Consider the following 14,256-nt stretch of genomic DNA (forward strand, 5'->3'; position numbering starts at 1 on the left):
GGTGTCAGGCAAACAGCTCGATCAGCGCCTGTTGCTGAGGCTGGGTCAGCAACGGCCCGTGTCCGGCCTTGAGCTGGTCAAGTTGGCGCTCGGGCCGGCTGGTCGCAGGGATGACCGTGGTCACCGCCGGGTGGCTGATGGCGAATTTGAGAAACAACTGTGCCCAGCTGCCGATACCCGCCTCTGCGGCCCAGCCGGGCAAGGCCTGGTCCTTGACCCGGGCAAACAGGCGGCCGTCGTCGAAAGCCCGGTTGATCAGCACGCCAACGCCCTTGTCCTGGCACAGGGGCAGCAGTTCGCGGGCGGCGCCGGGGGCATTGACCGAGTAATTGATCTGGATGAAATCCAGCGGTTCGCTGCGCACGATGCGGGCGACCTCGTCCTGGCCACTGTTCAGGTAATGGGTGATGCCGACATAGCGGACTTTGCCCTGCTGCTTCAATTCGCGGGCATAGGGCAGCTGGGTCTGCCAGTGGCGCAGGTTGTGGATTTGCAGCAAGTCGACCTTGTCGGTGCGCAGGCTCTTGAGGCTACCGGCCCATTGCGCTTCGGCGTCTGCCCGGCTGTCGGCGGCGATCTTGGTGGCGATGAAGCACTGCCGGTGCCAACCACCCTCTTCCAGTAGCTGGCCGAGAATGCTGTCGGCACCGCCGTAGTTGGGCGAGGTGTCGATGACCCGGGCACCGCCTTCGAAGAACGCCTTCAGTACGACTTTCAGCTGCTGGTATTGGACCGAGCCGGCTTCCACTTCGAAACTGCCGGAGGTACCGGCACCGATCACCGGCAGCGCTTCACCGGTGGACGGCACCTTGCGGGTCAGCAAACCTGCCGGGGCGGCGGCGTGCAACCACGGGCTGGCGGCCAGCAAGCCCAGGGTTGCACCCGCGCGTAGGACATCGCGACGTGCGTACATGGAAAGCTCCGTCATGGCGCGGAAACTTTCAAGGCTAGCCGCTGTACCCCGCTGCAGCCGGTGTTTCTGTATCTGGATGTGTAGCGATCAGGCCTGCATCAGCAGGCTCAGGTCGACACCCGCCTCGCTCATGGGTGGGCACCAGTAGTAACCACCGGTCAGTGGCCGGCTGAAGCGGTACAGGCCGTCGATGATGCCGTCCTCCAGGCCGCTCATGCGCCGCAGCTGCACTTCGAATGCCTCGAAGCTGTGGCCCAGGGCCACGAAGGCCAGGCCAGCGCCACGTTGGTCAGCCCAGGCCACCGAACGACGGACGATGAACGCTTCTGGCTCGAAGCTTTCCTGGGCCGTGCGCTTGACATGGGCCGACTCGGGGGCGTCGTCGAGCTCTTCGTTGTCGCTCAGGCGGCGGCCGATGATGTTGTCCTGGTCGGCCTGGGGCAGCGACTTGAAGTACTCCAGGTCGTGCTTCCACAGCTGGAACGCGGCAAAGCTGGAGCCGTCGGCGGCAATGGCCGCCTGCACGGCCTCTTCGTCCACCGGGTTTTCGGTGCCGTCTTCATAACCGGTCAGGTCATGGCCGCCACGGTGCAGGAAGCCGTCGACGCTGTCGGCCAGGCGCAGGGCTGGTGCCAACGCCAGCTCCAGGGCCTGGGCACGCAGCAGCAGGTCGCCGCGCTCGTTACCGCGCAGCCACAGCCACAGGGCGTGTTGGGTGCTGGGGTTCTCCACGGCGGCATCCAGCTGCGGGAAGGCGCGCAAGCCAGGTACTTCACGGCCCAGGGCCCTGGCCAGCGGGGCGCCGACACCCAGGATCAGCTGTTCGCCATCAACCTGCGACAGCAGGGCATCCAGGGCGGCAGGCAGGGCCTCGGGCGACTGCAGGGTGAAGAACAGGTGACGGGCGTGAGCCGGCACCGGGGTGGCAAGCAGACCTTGCTGGAAAGGCATGACAGGCTAATCCTCGGCTAAAACAGGAATGCTACTGCGCCCGCAAGCCTACTGCAACGCGGCATGCAGCCTCACTGGCCGCAGCGCTTGGTAACAACCGGTTACCAAGCGCTGGCGCTTTGCAATTAGCTATCAATCAGGGCCGGCCTACACTCTTCGGGATCCTTCGCCCGAGAGACCGCCCATGACTGCCTCACCTTTGCTCACCGCGTTTCTGCCGCTGGCCCTGGGTATCATCATGCTCGGCCTCGGGTTATCGCTGACCTTGGCCGACTTCGCCCGCGTGGTGAAGTACCCCAAGCCGGTAGTGGTAGGCCTGGTTTGCCAGATCCTGCTACTGCCGCTGGTGTGCTTCCTGATTGCCAACGGGTTTGGCCTGGAGTCGGCCCTGGCGGTGGGGCTGATGCTGCTGGCCGCCTCGCCTGGCGGCACCACGGCCAACCTGTTCAGCCACCTGGCCCATGGCGATGTGGCGTTGAATATCACCCTGACGGCGGTCAACTCGTTGATCGCGATCCTGACCATGCCGCTGCTGGTGAACCTGTCGCTGAGCTGGTTCATGGCATCGGACCAGGCCATCCCGCTGCAGTTTGCCAAGGTGATGCAGGTGTTCGCCATCGTCCTGCTGCCGGTGGCGCTGGGCATGCTGATTCGCCGCTTCGCCCCCGCTTTCGCCGCACGCATGGAGAAGCCGATGAAGCTGGTGGCCGCGTTGTTCCTGGCGTTCACCATCGTCCTGGCCCTGGCCAAGGACTGGCAGACCGTGGTTGCGTACGCGCCGGTGGTGGGCCTGGCCGCGCTGCTGTTCAACCTGCTGAGCCTGGGCGTGGGCTACTGGGTGCCGCGCCTGCTGAGCATCCCCAAGCGCCAGGCGATTGCCATCGGCATGGAGATCGGCATTCACAACGGGACCTTGGCGATTGCCCTGGCGTTGAGCCCTTCACTGCTGAACAACGCCACCATGGCGGTGCCGGCGGCGCTGTACAGCCTGATCATGTTCTTCACGGCGGCGGGGTTTGGCTGGTGGGTGAGCCGCGGGCATGTGGCGGTGCAAGCCAAGGGTGAAACAGTGAACTGAGGCGAGTTCCCTGTGGGAGCCCCTGTCACAACTGGCTGCGCTTACGCCGCAACTGCTGCTTCAGTACCTTCAACGGCGGAGCATAGAAGAACCCGAACGACACACTCCCCGTGCGCCCCTTCACCGCATGATGCAACCGGTGCGCGCGATGCAAACGCTTGAGGTAGCGGTTGACCGGCCGTGGCTTGCGCGGCCAGTGCCGGTGAAAGAACCCGTCGTGGGCCACGACATACAGCACGCCGTACCCCGCCACCCCGCCGCCCACCCACTGCAAGGGCGCATGACCACCTTTGCCCAGGGCTACCAGCACCGTGGCGATCAGCCCCAGGGCCACCAGGTACAGGTCATTGGTTTCGAGCATGCCCAGTTGCGGCTCATGGTGCGAGCGGTGCAGCCACCAGCCCCAGCCATGCATGATGTACTTGTGAGCCAGCGTGCCAACGCCCTCCATGGCCACCAGGGTGCCGAACAGCACGGCGAGATTGAACAGCATGGAAGGGTCCGGGTGATGGCAAGGGAAGGCGCAAGGGTACCGATTGCCCGTGTTTTTTTCCATGCAGGCGTGACCGGTAGCAAGCCCGGTGCGGATGAAGCCCGTTGTCATGTTTTCACCCTTGACCTGGCCTGCCACGGGGCGTAAGGTCCGCGACGCAATTTTGCATCCCTGAACAGGAGACCTGCATTGGACAGTAGCCCCAGTCGCATGCGACAGGCCCACGTGGCGCGCTAGTCCGGCAGTGTCCTGCACTGTCTGGCCGGCCTGGCAAGACGGTGGTTTCTTGTAACCCCCTCTTCTTCCTTCCCCTTCGTGGTCCTGCGCATTTTCTGGTTTTTCAACCGCGCCAGTTGATGGCGTTCATGCGGGCGTGTGCCCGTGGAAGAGGTTTGCTATGGATTGGAAAGTATTTCTGCTGCGTGTCAGCATCGCCCTGCTGCTGGGGGCGCTGATTGGCGCCGAACGTCAACTGCGCCAGCGCCTGACCGGGCTGCGCACCAATGCACTGGTCAGCACCGGTGCCTGCCTGTTCGTGCTGATGACCCAGGCAGTGCCGGGCATGGCACCCACCGATGCGTCGCGCATCGCCGCGTATGTGGTGTCGGGCATCGGCTTTCTTGGTGGCGGTGTGATCATGCGTGACGGGTTCAACGTACGTGGCCTGAACACCGCCGCCACGCTGTGGTGCACGGCTGCGGTGGGCGTACTCTGCAGCCTCGGGCTGCTGCTGGAGGCGACGCTGGGTAGCCTGGTGGTGCTGTGCGCCAATATCCTGCTGCGCGACATTGCCCAGCGCCTGGACCGCCAGGAAGTGGTGCCGGCCAGCGAGGCGGAGCAGCACTTCGAAGTGCGCATCGTCTGCCGCGCCGAGGACGAGATCCAGGTTCGCAGCCTGATGTTGCACAGCCTGGGCGACCCGCAACTGCGCCTGCAATCACTGCACAGCGAAGATTTGGCCAACCCTGCACGCCTGGAAGTGCGCGCCGAACTGCTGGGCACCGCGCAGGCACCAGCGCAACTGGAGCGGTTGGTCAGCCGGGTCAGCCTGGAGAAAGGTGTAAGCTCGGTGCGCTGGCAATTGCAGCCACAAGTGCTGGCGGCAGATTAGGATCGACAACTAGAAAAGGACTGGCTCATGCGCATCCGCCCTACCCTTGAGCGCGACATTCAATGGCTCCCGGACGTCGAGCGTTCGGCGGCCCAGGCCTTTGCCGCCTGGCCGGCGCTGGCATGGCTGGCGCAGGGTGATGTGATGAGCCGTGAGACACACCGGGCATTCGTCGATGCAGGCGGTAGCTGGGTGGCTGAGGATCTGGAGGGGCGCATTCTGGGGTTTGCCTGTGCCCGCCTTGAGGATCACGCGCTGCATCTTCATGAAATTTCGGTGCGCCGGGAGGCCCAGGGGCAAGGTGTCGGGCGCAGGCTGCTGCGGCAGGTGATCGATGCGGCACGACAGATGGGTGGGCGGGAGCTGACCTTGACCACCTTTGCCGAGGTGCCGTGGAATGCGCCGTTCTATGCGCGGATCGGGTTCGAGGTGGTTGATGAGGGGCTGCTGGATGCGCGGCTGCGGGGCATTCTGGCCAAGGAGCTTGCCCATGGGCTCACGGGGCGCTGTGCAATGCGCCTTTATGTAGGGCCTTGAGCGCTTGGGCGCCGGCAAGCCAGCGCCCACCTCGATAGCGTTGAGCACAAGCCATGCGCAAACCCTGTGGGAGCGGCTTTAGCCGCGAAGAATCCAACGCGGTGCATGGCACCGGCTGCGCCGGTGTTAGCGGCTAAAGCCGCTCTCACAGGGCCCCTGCTAATTCAATGAGTTATGTGCAGTTCCATGAGAGCCGGCTTGCCGGTGCAGGCAATTGAAGGAATCATTCTTCCCCTCCCACTACCACACGCCCCGCCACACAATACCCATCCCGCCCCTGGCGCTTGGCCTGGTACAGCGCCGCATCCGCCGCCACCATCAGGTTCTCGGCCGTCACCCCCTCCCGTGCCAGGTCACCCACGGCAATCCCCGCACTGAACGATACCCGTCCCAGGGGGCTGCCTGCATGCTCCAGCAGATGCCGACGCAACAGCTGTTGCACTTCCTGCACCAGCAGCTCCGCCCCGCGTGCATCGGTATCGGGCAGCAGCAGTGTGAACTCCTCGCCCCCATAGCGCACAGCCAGGTCGGCAGGCCGCTTCAGCGCCTGTTGCAGCAACTCGGCAAAGCGCCGCAGGCACTGGTCGCCCGCTGGGTGCCCGTAACGGTCGTTGTAGGCCTTGAAGTAATCCAGGTCGAGCATCACCAGCGCCAGTGGATAGCCCTGGCGCCTCGCCCGGCGCAGCTCCGGCTCGAACACCGCATCCAGCCGCCGGCGGTTACCCAGCCCGGTCAGGCTGTCGGTCAGTGCCAGGGCCTTCAGGGTCTGGTGTGCCTGGTGCAGGGCCCGCTCGATGACAATACGCTCGCGCAACTGGCGCAGCACCACACCACCAAAGGCCGCCAGCCCCACCAGTAACAGCAGCAGTACCGACACCGACTTGATTGCGTCTTGCCGCCAGGGCGCGACGATCGACTCCCGCGACAAGCCCGCCTCCACCACCAACGGGTAGCTGGACAGCGCGCGAAAGCCATACAGCCGTGGCGTGCCGTCGACCACGGCGACCGCCTCGGCCACCCCTTCCGTTGCATACGGCAAGTGGTTGCGGAAGATCTCGCTGTTGCTCAGGCTACGGCCCACTACCTGCTCGACGAACGGCCGCCTGACCAGGATGGTGCCGTCGCGCTTGGCCAGTACCAGCGCGCCACGTTCGTCGATCTTGAAGTCGCCGTAGTAACGCACGAACCACTCCACCTTGATGGTGCCCAGCAACACCCCGGCGAAGCTGCCATCGGCATATTCCAGGCGCCGTGAAATGGGGATGATCAGGTCGCCAGTCGAGCGGCTGCGCACCACCGAGCCGATGTGTACTCCACGGTCGGGATGGTCGCGGTGGTAAATGAAGTAGTCGCGGTCGGCATTGTTGGCATTGGGCGGGACTACCGCCTGGTCGGTAACGATCCAGCTGCCATCGGGGCCATACACGAACAGTCCGTGCAACTGCGGCATGATGCGCTTCTGCTGGACCAGCAAGGTATGCAGGCGCGGCCGGTCGATGTGCTCGAAGCCGTCGCCTTCCAGGCGTTCGGCCAGCGCCGCGGTGATGACGTCGACCTGGCGGATGGCGTCTTCGGCATGCTGCGCCGTGGCTCGGGCCAGGTTGGTAACCATGTTTTCGGCATTGGTGAAGGCGTGCCGGTAGTCGCGCCAGATACGCCAGCCTTCCACCAGGACAAAGGCCAGCATCACCACCAGCATGAACGCCAGTACCAGGCGGAACAGCGCCACGGCACGGCCCTCGCCGGTTATCGCAAAGAGGCCGTCTTCATCCTGCTTCCTGGCTGCACACATTGAAATCCCTAGGTATACCGCGTTTGCCGTCTTTCACTATAGTTGAGCGCCACCTGGGCGCTGCCGCCCAGGAAAAAGATTAAACCTTTGCCGCCCGTGCCCCCTCAACCGTACGCGACACTGAGGTCGCGTCAAGGTTTAAGGAGTGAAGCATGAGCAGTCTCTTCATCAAGCGCGTCGGTTTTTCCATGGTGTTGGGCCTGGCATCGGTACACGCACTGGCGGCTAGTTCCGATGACTTCGTTGAGGCGGCCACCGAGGCCGGCATTGCCGAGGTGGTCACTGGCAACCTGGCCCAGGAAAAAAGCCAGAATACAGCGATCAAGGCATTCGCCCAGCAAATGGTCACTGACCACACCCAGGCCAACCAGAAACTGGGGGACATCGCCCGCAAGCTGGACATTTCCGTGCCCGACGAGGCGGCAATGACCGACAAGGTCAAGAAAGTGATCCTGGAATGGCGAGAAGAGTCGTTCGACAAGTCCTACATCAACAACCAGGTCGATGCGCACGAAAAGGCGGTGGAGCTGTTCAAGAAGGAGGCGGCCTCGTCAGACAAGGCTGAGCTCAAGGCCTTTGCGAGCGAAACCCTGCCCAAGCTCGAACAGCATCTGGAGCATGCCAAGGCGCTTCAGGCCAAGCATGGCAAGTGAGGCCCTCCATGAGTAACGATGCATTGAAAACCGAAGTGCTGACTCGCCTCCTGCACGCCCACCCTCAGGGGCTGGGCAAGGAAGTGCTGGACAACTACCGTGGGGAAAAGGCGGTGGCCGGCATGCTCAAGACACTGCAGGAAGCCGGCTTGATCCAGGATGGCAGCGTGGCGGTAAGCAGCGACCACCAAATCAGCGTGAACTACCCCATCAAGCTATCGGCGGCAGGTGTGGAGGCAGCCAGACAAGCCGAAGACTGAGCGCGCTCGGTAACAGCGGCCTTGTATCGCGATCGGGCTGTGGAACAGCCCTACGATGTCGACATTGACGCAAAAAATCGCCGGGGCTGCCCCGCGGCCCGATCGCGACACTGCAAAGACAGCGCTGGTCTGTGACTTACTGCGCCGCGTTAGCGGCAGACAACTGCGACCGACATTCACGCAGCTCCTCGTCTCGTGCCTTGAGCTGCTCCTCAAGCTGCCGTAACTGGCGAGCCTGTTCCGCGCACACGTCGCGCCTCGCTTCCAGGCTCTGTGCCTGCATATCCAGCTGCCGACGCATTTCCTCGCTGGCACCCTGCGCCTGGGCCAGGATCGTGCGCAAGCCCTGGATCTGCGCATCACGCTGTTCCAGCAATTCATCCTGCGCCCTGCAGGCGCTGGCGGCCTGACGATGCTCACCCAGCAAACGCTCATTGTCGCGGTGCAGGCGGGTCAGCTCGTCCTGCTTGACGATCATGCCCTGCTGCAGTTGGCGCACTTCCACTTGCAACTGTTGCAACTGTGCTTCATGCCGGCGCTGTTCCTGCTCACGCTGTTCGCGGCTGGCGTTGCGGTAGTGCTCCAGTGCATCGCGGGCATGGCGATGCTTGTCTTCCAGTGATTTTACCTGCTCGTCCTTGTCGGCCAGGCGCACCTGCAGCTCGCCCAGCGACTGGTTGAGGCTGGCACTGCGCAACTGTTCGGCTTGCAGGGTGCTTTGGGTGGAAAGCAGTTTTTCCGATTCGGCGGCCAGTGCGGCCACATCGATCTGATGCTGCTGATGCGCCGCAGCCAGTGCCTGCTGGGCGATCGCCAGCTGCGCTTCCAGCTGCTCGCGCTGTTGAGTGAAGGTGCTTTCGGCCTGCTCGATCTTCAGGTCGGCCTCGTCCTGCAACTGGGTTGCCAGTTGCCCGACCATTCGGCTCAGCACGTCGCTCAGCGCAATGCCGCCCTCGGCGGCCACGGGCTGCTGGCCGGTCAACTCTTTCAGGTAGCGGTGAATGGTGGTCTTGGAGCCGGTGTTGCCCAGCTCGATACGTATGGCATCGATGCTGGGGTTTTCGCCCCGGGCAATCAGCGCCTGACGCGCCTGCTGCACTACAACCTTGTTTATACCGCCCCGGGCCATGCTTGCTCCTACGATTTTGTACCGTGTTATGTACCATGTAATTACATACCAATTATGAATACAAGCAATCGCCCCTGCAAACATTTACTAAGGTTGAATAATCACGGCTTATCGCATGTGAGATGGAAAATCGGGCTGTTTTCGAACCGGGCAACCGTACCGGCCCTGCCCGTAGCTGCCTTGTGTCAGTTGCGCTTTGCCGCCACCATGGGTGTCCAGCACCCGATCACCGACAGAAAATGACCCTGGAAAACTACAAGGCAATCGCCGACAGCATCGCACTGCTGCTGTACCCGCACGCAGAAGCCATCGTTCATGACCTGCGCAGCCAGACTGTCGTGCACATCGCCAACAATTTCTCCCAGCGCAAACTGGGCGATGACTCGGCGATCGATCACGAACTGGGGGACCTGCTCAACGGTGCCAACCTGGGGCCCTACGAAAAGCTCAACTGGAATGGCCAGAAAATCCGCTCCATCAGCACCGTGCTGCGCAATCAGGACGGTGAAGCCGAGTACCTGCTGTGCATCAATCTGAATGTGTCGGTACTGGAGCAGGCCCGCGCGGCGCTGGATGCGTTTTTCCAGATGAGCCGGCTGGTGCCGCAGCCGGATTCACTGTTCCGCAATGACTGGCAGGAACGCATCAATACCTTCCTGCATGCCTGGCTGCAGGAACGCAACCTGTCACTGCAAACGCTGCAGATAAAAGACAAGCGCAGCCTTGTGCAGGCATTGCATGCCGAGGGTGCGTTCGAAGGGCGCAGTGGCGCCGACTACATCGCCAGCGTGCTCAACATGGGCCGGGCCACGGTGTACAAATACCTGAAGGAGTTCCGGGCCTAAGCCCCCTTTACTTCACAGCGCTGGCGACCAGATGGGGGCGCCGACGGTTTCGCTCGCCCTATTGCCATGAATAGACCATTAGTCTACGGTGGACATATATTCCATGAATAGACAGGAGTGCAGCCATGCCAGCCGCCACAGGTTCCCCCACCGTTGTCGATGCCGATTACCTCGATGCGCTATACGAAGCGATCAAGGATGCCCATGTGGCGCTGCGCCCGGCCGTCAGCATCACCCCGTTGACCTACAGCGCCCGGTTGTCAGCAATCAGCGGCTGCAACGTGCTGCTCAAGTGTGAACACCTGCAGCACACCGGCTCGTTCAAGTTTCGTGGGGCCAGCAACAAGATCCGTCTGTTGCCGGTCGATCAACACCAGCAGGGGGTGATTGCCGCCTCTTCCGGTAACCACGGGCAAGCGCTGGCGCTGGCGGGTAAGCGGGCTGGCGTACCCGTCACCGTTTACACCACCACTTCCGCCTCTGCGTACAAGGTGGAAGCCATGCGTGCACTGGGCGCCGAAGTGGTCTGCCTGCCCACCGACCCGCTGAGTACGGAGCTGGAGGCGGCCAGGCAGGCCAAGGCCCAGGGCAAGCCGTTCGTGTCGCCCTACAACGACCCGCAAGTCATCGCGGGCCAAGGCACCATCGGCATCGAGCTGTTCGAGCAGGCGCCAGAGCTTGACGCCGTGTTCGTTGCCGTGGGCGGTGGCGGAATGATTGCCGGCATCGCTGCCGCCCTGCGGGTACTCAAACCTGGCACCGACATCATCGGTTGCTGGCCAGAAAATGATCCGGCTCTGCAACAGTCGCTCAAGGCCGGCGAAATCATCGACGTGGACGCTACTGACACGCTGTCCGATGGCACGGCCGGCGGTGTCGAGCCCGGTAGCATCACCTTCCCGCTGTGCCAGGCGCTGCTGACCGATACCGTGCTGGTCAGCGAGGCCGAGATCAGGGCGGCCATGCGTGATATCGCCAGCAGTGAACGCTGGATCATCGAAGGTGCCGCCGGCGTTGCTGTCGCCGGCATGCAAAAGCTTGCCGAGCGCTACCGTGGCAAACGCGTCGCGGTCATCCTGTGTGGCCGCAACATCCTGCTGGACAAGTTCCTCGAGGCCGTCCAATGAAGGTCTTCAGCAAATCGCAGATCATCGCCAGCCTGGACCGGGAAGCTGCGGTACGCTGCCTGGAGCAAGGTTTCATCGCCTACTCCGAGGGCAAGGCGCAGGTCCCGCCAGTCCAGGGCTTTGCCTTCCCCGGGGCCAACGGTGACTGCTGCGTCAAATCGGCCTATATAGAGGGCAGCGCCACCTTCACGGTCAAACTCTCGACCGGCTTCTATGACAACCCGTCCAAGGCCTTGCCGAGCAATGATGGCTTGATGCTGGTGCTGTCTGCACACACCGGGCAGCCGCTGGCCCTGCTGCAGGACGAGGGCTGGCTGACCGGTATGCGCACAGCCCTGGCCGGGCGTATCGCTGCGCGCTTGCTGGCGCCGGCACAGGTCACCGCCATTGGCATCCTGGGTACCGGCATGCAGGCGCGGATGCAGCTTGAGCAGCTGGGTGCGGTGACCGACTGCCGCCGGGTCGTTGTCTGGGGTCGCCACGACAGCGGGCTGGGCGCCTATAGCGCTTTTGCCCGCGAGCTGGGTTACGAGGTGCGGACAACGCGTGACCCTGCAGAGGTCGCCGCGGCGGCAAACCTGATCGTCTGCACGACCCCGTCCCGCCAGCCGTTGTTGCGCAGCGAGTGGGTCCGGCCCGGCACGCACATCACCGCTGTCGGGGCCGATGCGCCAGGCAAGCAGGAGCTGGACCCGGCGCTGGTGGCCAGGGCAGATCGCATTATCGTCGACTCGATGGCCCAGTGCAGCCAGTACGGCGAGGTTGCCCACGCCTTGAACAGCGGCCGGATCGACGCCAGCCAGTTGATCGAACTGGGTACGCTGCTGGCTGGCCGCGCCAAAGGGCGTGAGCATGATCGCCAGATCACCCTGGCGGACCTGACCGGTGTAGCCGTGCAGGATGCGCAGATCTCAAGCTGCGCCCTGGCTGCGATGGCCGCCTGAGACCACGCCGGCGTCAGACAAAGCGCTGGACCTGCGCCGGCGTCCGCTGCATCAGCACCTTACCGTTGCGTACCGACACCAGCGCATGCCCCTGGCTGCGCACCATCTCGTAATCATCCGGCGCCGACAGCAGCAACAGGTTCGCCGGCCGCCCCACCTCGATGCCGTAGCGCTCGCCCAGGTTCAGGGTGCGGGCGCTGTTGTCGGTGATCAGGTCCAGGCAGCGCTGCAGGTCTTCGTAACCAAGCATATGGCAGATGTGCAGGCCGGCCTCGAGAATACGCAGGATGTTGCCGTTGCCCAGCGGGTACCAAGGGTCGACGATGGAATCCTGGCCAAAGCATACGTTCATCCCGGCGCGGTCGAGTTCGGCCACGCGGGTGACACCGCGGCGTTTCGGAAAGTTGTCGAAACGCCCTTGCAAGTGAATGCTCTCGGTCGGGCAGGAGACGAAGTTGATACCCGACTGCTTGAGCAAGCGAAACAGCTTGTAGCAGTAGGCATTGTCGTACGAGCCCATGGCCACGGTATGGCTGGCTGTGACCCGAGCCCCCATGTCGCGCACCCGGGCCTCTTCGGCCAGCACTTCGAGGAAGCGTGACTGCGGGTCGTCGGTCTCGTCGCAATGCACATCCACCAGGCAGCCGGTGCGCTCGGCCAGGTCCATCAGGAACTTCACCGACGACACGCCCTGGTCGCGGGTGTTTTCGAAATGCGGGATACCACCGACCACATCGGCGCCAATGGCCACCGCTTCGCTCATCAGCGCCCGGCCGTTGGGGTACGACTCGATACCCTCCTGGGGGAAGGCGACGATCTGCAGATCAAGCAGGTCGCGCACTTCGTCACGCACTTCAACCATGGCCTTGAGCGCGGTCAGGGTGGGGTCGGTGACATCGACATGGGTGCGCACATGCTGGATGCCATGGTCCACCAACATGCCGATGGTCTTTTTCGCGCGGCGCTTGATGTCGTCGTGGGTGGTGATTGCCTTGCGCTCGCCCCAGCGCTCGATGCCTTCGAACAGGGTGCCGCTCATGTTCCACTGCGGCTCGCCAGCAGTCAGCGTGGCGTCCAGGTGAATGTGCGGTTCGATAAAGGGTGCCACCACCAGGTTCTGGCCGGCATCCAGGTCATCGGCAGCGCGCGGCGCCACCCCGTCGGCCTGGGGCTTGATGGCGGCTATGCGTTCGCCGCTCAGTTCGATGCGGAACAGGCCAGGCTTGCCGCGCAGGCGTGCGTTGATGATGTTCATGAGGCTTCTCCCTGGGCTTGGCTGATGGCCCTACCAGCATAGTGGCGCAAGCCCTGTGGTATTTGCTACTGGCCCTATCGCCGGTGCAGGCAGCAAATCAGGCTCCGTCCAAGCCCATCTGCCAGAAGTCCGCCTCCAGGCTGGACGCCTGGCCGAAAATCCCCACCAGTTCGGCAAACCGTTGCTCGGTCATGCTCCGCGCTGCCAGCTCGTCCAGATGCTTGCGCGCCGCGCTGGCGACACCCTGGTAGCCCTCGCCGGCATACTCTGCGATCCATTCACGGTACGGGTGACTGCTCAAATCGCCAATGCGCTCGGACAGCGTTCGGCCGATCTCGGCATAGCCGATCACGCAGGGTGCCAACGCCACATGCAGCTCCAGCAGGTCACCCGCAGCGCCGCAGTCCAGCACGTAGCGGGTATAGGCAACCGTGGCCTGGTGTTCTGGCGCCGCCTCGATATCGGCCTGGGTCAGGCCCCAGCGTGCACATAGGCGCAAGTGCAGCTCGGTTTCGTCCAGAATCGCCGCCAGCCCGGCCTGCGCAGCGCGGATGTCGGCCGGGCGACGGCTCTTGTAGGCAGCCAGCGCCCAGGCGCGGGCGAACTGGATGAGAAACAGGTAATCCTGTACCAGGTAGGTGCGGAAGGCGGCTTCGCTCAGCGTACCCTCGCCCATCTGGCGCACGAAGTCGTGGTCGACATAACTGTTCCACTGCGGCGTGGCAGCGGCCTTGAGGCGATCGAAGATATCCATGCCCAGTTGTCCTCCGGGTAGACGGCGTTGAAGAAAGCCCGCTCCAGCGCCACGGTGCGCTGGCAGAAGTCACCGGCCAGCACGGCTTCCTGTGGGCCGACGCGGTCGAGTTCGGCTTGCAGGAAGGCAACGAAGTCCTGGTATGTCGGCCGGTTCACTGCCTTGGCATGGACGAGCCTCATAGCAAGGCCGGCAAAAGACAGGTTACAAGGCACATCCCTTCGCCGGCCTGATCCGGATCAGGTTCGTGGGGGCACCGCGCTGCAGCGTCCAGCGGTTCATCAGCCCATTGCCGGGCGCCCCTTGGTGGCGCTCAGGTATACCCCAGGGCGCCGGTGCTGTCACTACCCAATCAGTGGGCAATGGGTGACCCACTAGTGGGGACCTTCACCCATTTTTGACGCTACGGCATTT

At 63.5% G+C, this 14,256-nt stretch carries 15 protein-coding genes, 1 pseudogene and 1 riboswitch; of the genes and pseudogenes, 8 read left to right on the forward strand and 8 right to left on the reverse strand.

The window, feature by feature from the left end; genetic code table 11:
- Positions 1-4 precede the first annotated feature (4 nt).
- Both ACIQYU_RS11800 and ACIQYU_RS11805 read right to left on the reverse strand, forming a co-directional pair.
- Positions 5-913 carry an aldo/keto reductase gene (locus ACIQYU_RS11800; protein WP_402799951.1) on the reverse strand — a complete coding sequence of 303 codons (909 nt, stop codon included), beginning with the start codon at positions 911-913 and terminating at the stop codon, positions 5-7.
- An 87-nt stretch (positions 914-1,000) separates the two neighbouring features.
- On the reverse strand, positions 1,001-1,864 hold the full coding sequence (locus tag ACIQYU_RS11805; RefSeq protein ID WP_207831953.1) for a Dyp-type peroxidase: 864 nt from the start codon (positions 1,862-1,864) through the stop codon (positions 1,001-1,003).
- Positions 1,865-2,048: 184 nt separating this feature from the next.
- Between ACIQYU_RS11805 and ACIQYU_RS11810 the strand changes: the two genes are divergently transcribed.
- The gene (locus ACIQYU_RS11810; RefSeq protein ID WP_233687799.1) at positions 2,049-2,942 is read left to right on the forward strand and encodes a bile acid:sodium symporter family protein; all 894 of its coding nucleotides are present in this window, start codon (positions 2,049-2,051) and stop codon (positions 2,940-2,942) included.
- A gap of 25 nt (positions 2,943-2,967) precedes the next feature.
- Here the strand turns inward: ACIQYU_RS11810 and ACIQYU_RS11815 are convergent, their stop codons facing one another.
- The gene (locus ACIQYU_RS11815; RefSeq protein ID WP_063914617.1) at positions 2,968-3,435 is read right to left on the reverse strand and encodes a sterol desaturase family protein; all 468 of its coding nucleotides are present in this window, start codon (positions 3,433-3,435) and stop codon (positions 2,968-2,970) included.
- Between the two features lie 397 nt (positions 3,436-3,832).
- Here ACIQYU_RS11815 and ACIQYU_RS11820 point away from each other — a divergent pair, with 397 nt between their 5' ends.
- Together ACIQYU_RS11820 and ACIQYU_RS11825 are read left to right on the forward strand one after the other, a co-directional pair.
- Positions 3,833-4,546 carry an MgtC/SapB family protein gene (locus tag ACIQYU_RS11820; protein WP_207831947.1) on the forward strand — a complete coding sequence of 238 codons (714 nt, stop codon included), beginning with the start codon at positions 3,833-3,835 and terminating at the stop codon, positions 4,544-4,546.
- Positions 4,547-4,573: 27 nt separating this feature from the next.
- A complete protein-coding gene (locus ACIQYU_RS11825; RefSeq protein WP_207831945.1) occupies positions 4,574-5,083 on the forward strand; it encodes a GNAT family N-acetyltransferase in 510 nt (169 codons plus the stop codon).
- A gap of 223 nt (positions 5,084-5,306) precedes the next feature.
- Here ACIQYU_RS11825 and ACIQYU_RS11830 read toward each other — a convergent pair whose 3' ends face one another.
- Positions 5,307-6,875, reverse strand: a complete 1,569-nt coding sequence (locus ACIQYU_RS11830) for a diguanylate cyclase (RefSeq protein WP_402799958.1) — start codon at positions 6,873-6,875, stop codon at positions 5,307-5,309.
- A gap of 152 nt (positions 6,876-7,027) precedes the next feature.
- Between ACIQYU_RS11830 and ACIQYU_RS11835 the strand changes: the two genes are divergently transcribed.
- Positions 7,028-7,528, forward strand: coding sequence for a DUF4142 domain-containing protein (locus ACIQYU_RS11835; protein WP_207831941.1), 501 nt, complete (start codon positions 7,028-7,030; stop codon positions 7,526-7,528).
- An 8-nt stretch (positions 7,529-7,536) separates the two neighbouring features.
- On the forward strand, positions 7,537-7,788 hold the full coding sequence (locus tag ACIQYU_RS11840; RefSeq protein ID WP_207831939.1) for a hypothetical protein: 252 nt from the start codon (positions 7,537-7,539) through the stop codon (positions 7,786-7,788).
- Positions 7,789-7,924: 136 nt separating this feature from the next.
- Here ACIQYU_RS11840 and ACIQYU_RS11845 read toward each other — a convergent pair whose 3' ends face one another.
- Complete coding sequence (locus tag ACIQYU_RS11845) at positions 7,925-8,917, reverse strand: DNA-binding protein (RefSeq protein WP_233687796.1); 993 nt, start codon at positions 8,915-8,917, stop codon at positions 7,925-7,927.
- A 239-nt stretch (positions 8,918-9,156) separates the two neighbouring features.
- Between ACIQYU_RS11845 and ACIQYU_RS11850 the strand changes: the two genes are divergently transcribed.
- The 3 genes from ACIQYU_RS11850 (at position 9,157) to ACIQYU_RS11860 (ending at position 11,833) form a co-directional block, all read left to right on the forward strand.
- Positions 9,157-9,762 (forward strand): transcriptional regulator, encoded by a 606-nt coding sequence (locus ACIQYU_RS11850; protein WP_207831935.1) that lies wholly within the window; start codon positions 9,157-9,159, stop codon positions 9,760-9,762.
- 125 nt (positions 9,763-9,887) lie between these two features.
- Positions 9,888-10,889, forward strand: coding sequence for a threonine/serine dehydratase (locus tag ACIQYU_RS11855; protein ID WP_343587826.1), 1,002 nt, complete (start codon positions 9,888-9,890; stop codon positions 10,887-10,889).
- Positions 10,886-11,833 (forward strand): ornithine cyclodeaminase family protein, encoded by a 948-nt coding sequence (locus ACIQYU_RS11860; protein WP_343587823.1) that lies wholly within the window; start codon positions 10,886-10,888, stop codon positions 11,831-11,833. Before ACIQYU_RS11855 ends, ACIQYU_RS11860 begins: the two co-directional genes overlap by 4 nt.
- A 13-nt stretch (positions 11,834-11,846) precedes the next feature.
- Here the strand turns inward: ACIQYU_RS11860 and codA are convergent, their stop codons facing one another.
- The 3 genes and pseudogenes from codA to ACIQYU_RS11875 all read right to left on the reverse strand — a co-directional run.
- Positions 11,847-13,088 (reverse strand): cytosine deaminase, encoded by a 1,242-nt coding sequence (gene codA / locus ACIQYU_RS11865; RefSeq protein WP_343587821.1) that lies wholly within the window; start codon positions 13,086-13,088, stop codon positions 11,847-11,849.
- A 97-nt stretch (positions 13,089-13,185) separates the two neighbouring features.
- Entirely contained in the window at positions 13,186-13,848 is a 663-nt protein-coding gene (gene tenA / locus ACIQYU_RS11870) for a thiaminase II (protein WP_233687853.1), read from the reverse strand.
- Positions 13,849-13,853: 5 nt separating this feature from the next.
- Positions 13,854-13,985, reverse strand: a pseudogene (locus ACIQYU_RS11875) (TenA family transcriptional regulator); the annotation flags it as partial.
- Between the two features lie 57 nt (positions 13,986-14,042).
- Positions 14,043-14,156: riboswitch (TPP riboswitch) on the reverse strand.
- Between the last annotated feature and the right edge of the window lie 100 nt (positions 14,157-14,256).

It is taken from the genome of Pseudomonas sp. NPDC096925, assembly GCF_044762545.1.
Classification (GTDB): domain Bacteria; phylum Pseudomonadota; class Gammaproteobacteria; order Pseudomonadales; family Pseudomonadaceae; genus Aquipseudomonas.

Coding starts and splice junctions, on each gene's coding strand:
- ACIQYU_RS11820 (WP_207831947.1), top strand. CDS start 3,833: ATGGATTGGAAAGTATTTCTGCTGCGTGTCAGCATCGCCCTGCTGCTG.
- ACIQYU_RS11815 (WP_063914617.1), bottom strand. CDS start 3,435: ATGCTGTTCAATCTCGCCGTGCTGTTCGGCACCCTGGTGGCCATGGAG.
- ACIQYU_RS11860 (WP_343587823.1), top strand. CDS start 10,886: ATGAAGGTCTTCAGCAAATCGCAGATCATCGCCAGCCTGGACCGGGAA.
- ACIQYU_RS11800 (WP_402799951.1), bottom strand. CDS start 913: ATGTACGCACGTCGCGATGTCCTACGCGCGGGTGCAACCCTGGGCTTG.
- ACIQYU_RS11830 (WP_402799958.1), bottom strand. CDS start 6,875: ATGTGTGCAGCCAGGAAGCAGGATGAAGACGGCCTCTTTGCGATAACC.
- ACIQYU_RS11840 (WP_207831939.1), top strand. CDS start 7,537: ATGAGTAACGATGCATTGAAAACCGAAGTGCTGACTCGCCTCCTGCAC.
- codA (WP_343587821.1), bottom strand. CDS start 13,088: ATGAACATCATCAACGCACGCCTGCGCGGCAAGCCTGGCCTGTTCCGC.
- ACIQYU_RS11845 (WP_233687796.1), bottom strand. CDS start 8,917: ATGGCCCGGGGCGGTATAAACAAGGTTGTAGTGCAGCAGGCGCGTCAG.
- ACIQYU_RS11805 (WP_207831953.1), bottom strand. CDS start 1,864: ATGCCTTTCCAGCAAGGTCTGCTTGCCACCCCGGTGCCGGCTCACGCC.
- ACIQYU_RS11825 (WP_207831945.1), top strand. CDS start 4,574: ATGCGCATCCGCCCTACCCTTGAGCGCGACATTCAATGGCTCCCGGAC.
- ACIQYU_RS11850 (WP_207831935.1), top strand. CDS start 9,157: ATGACCCTGGAAAACTACAAGGCAATCGCCGACAGCATCGCACTGCTG.
- ACIQYU_RS11855 (WP_343587826.1), top strand. CDS start 9,888: ATGCCAGCCGCCACAGGTTCCCCCACCGTTGTCGATGCCGATTACCTC.
- ACIQYU_RS11835 (WP_207831941.1), top strand. CDS start 7,028: ATGAGCAGTCTCTTCATCAAGCGCGTCGGTTTTTCCATGGTGTTGGGC.
- ACIQYU_RS11810 (WP_233687799.1), top strand. CDS start 2,049: ATGACTGCCTCACCTTTGCTCACCGCGTTTCTGCCGCTGGCCCTGGGT.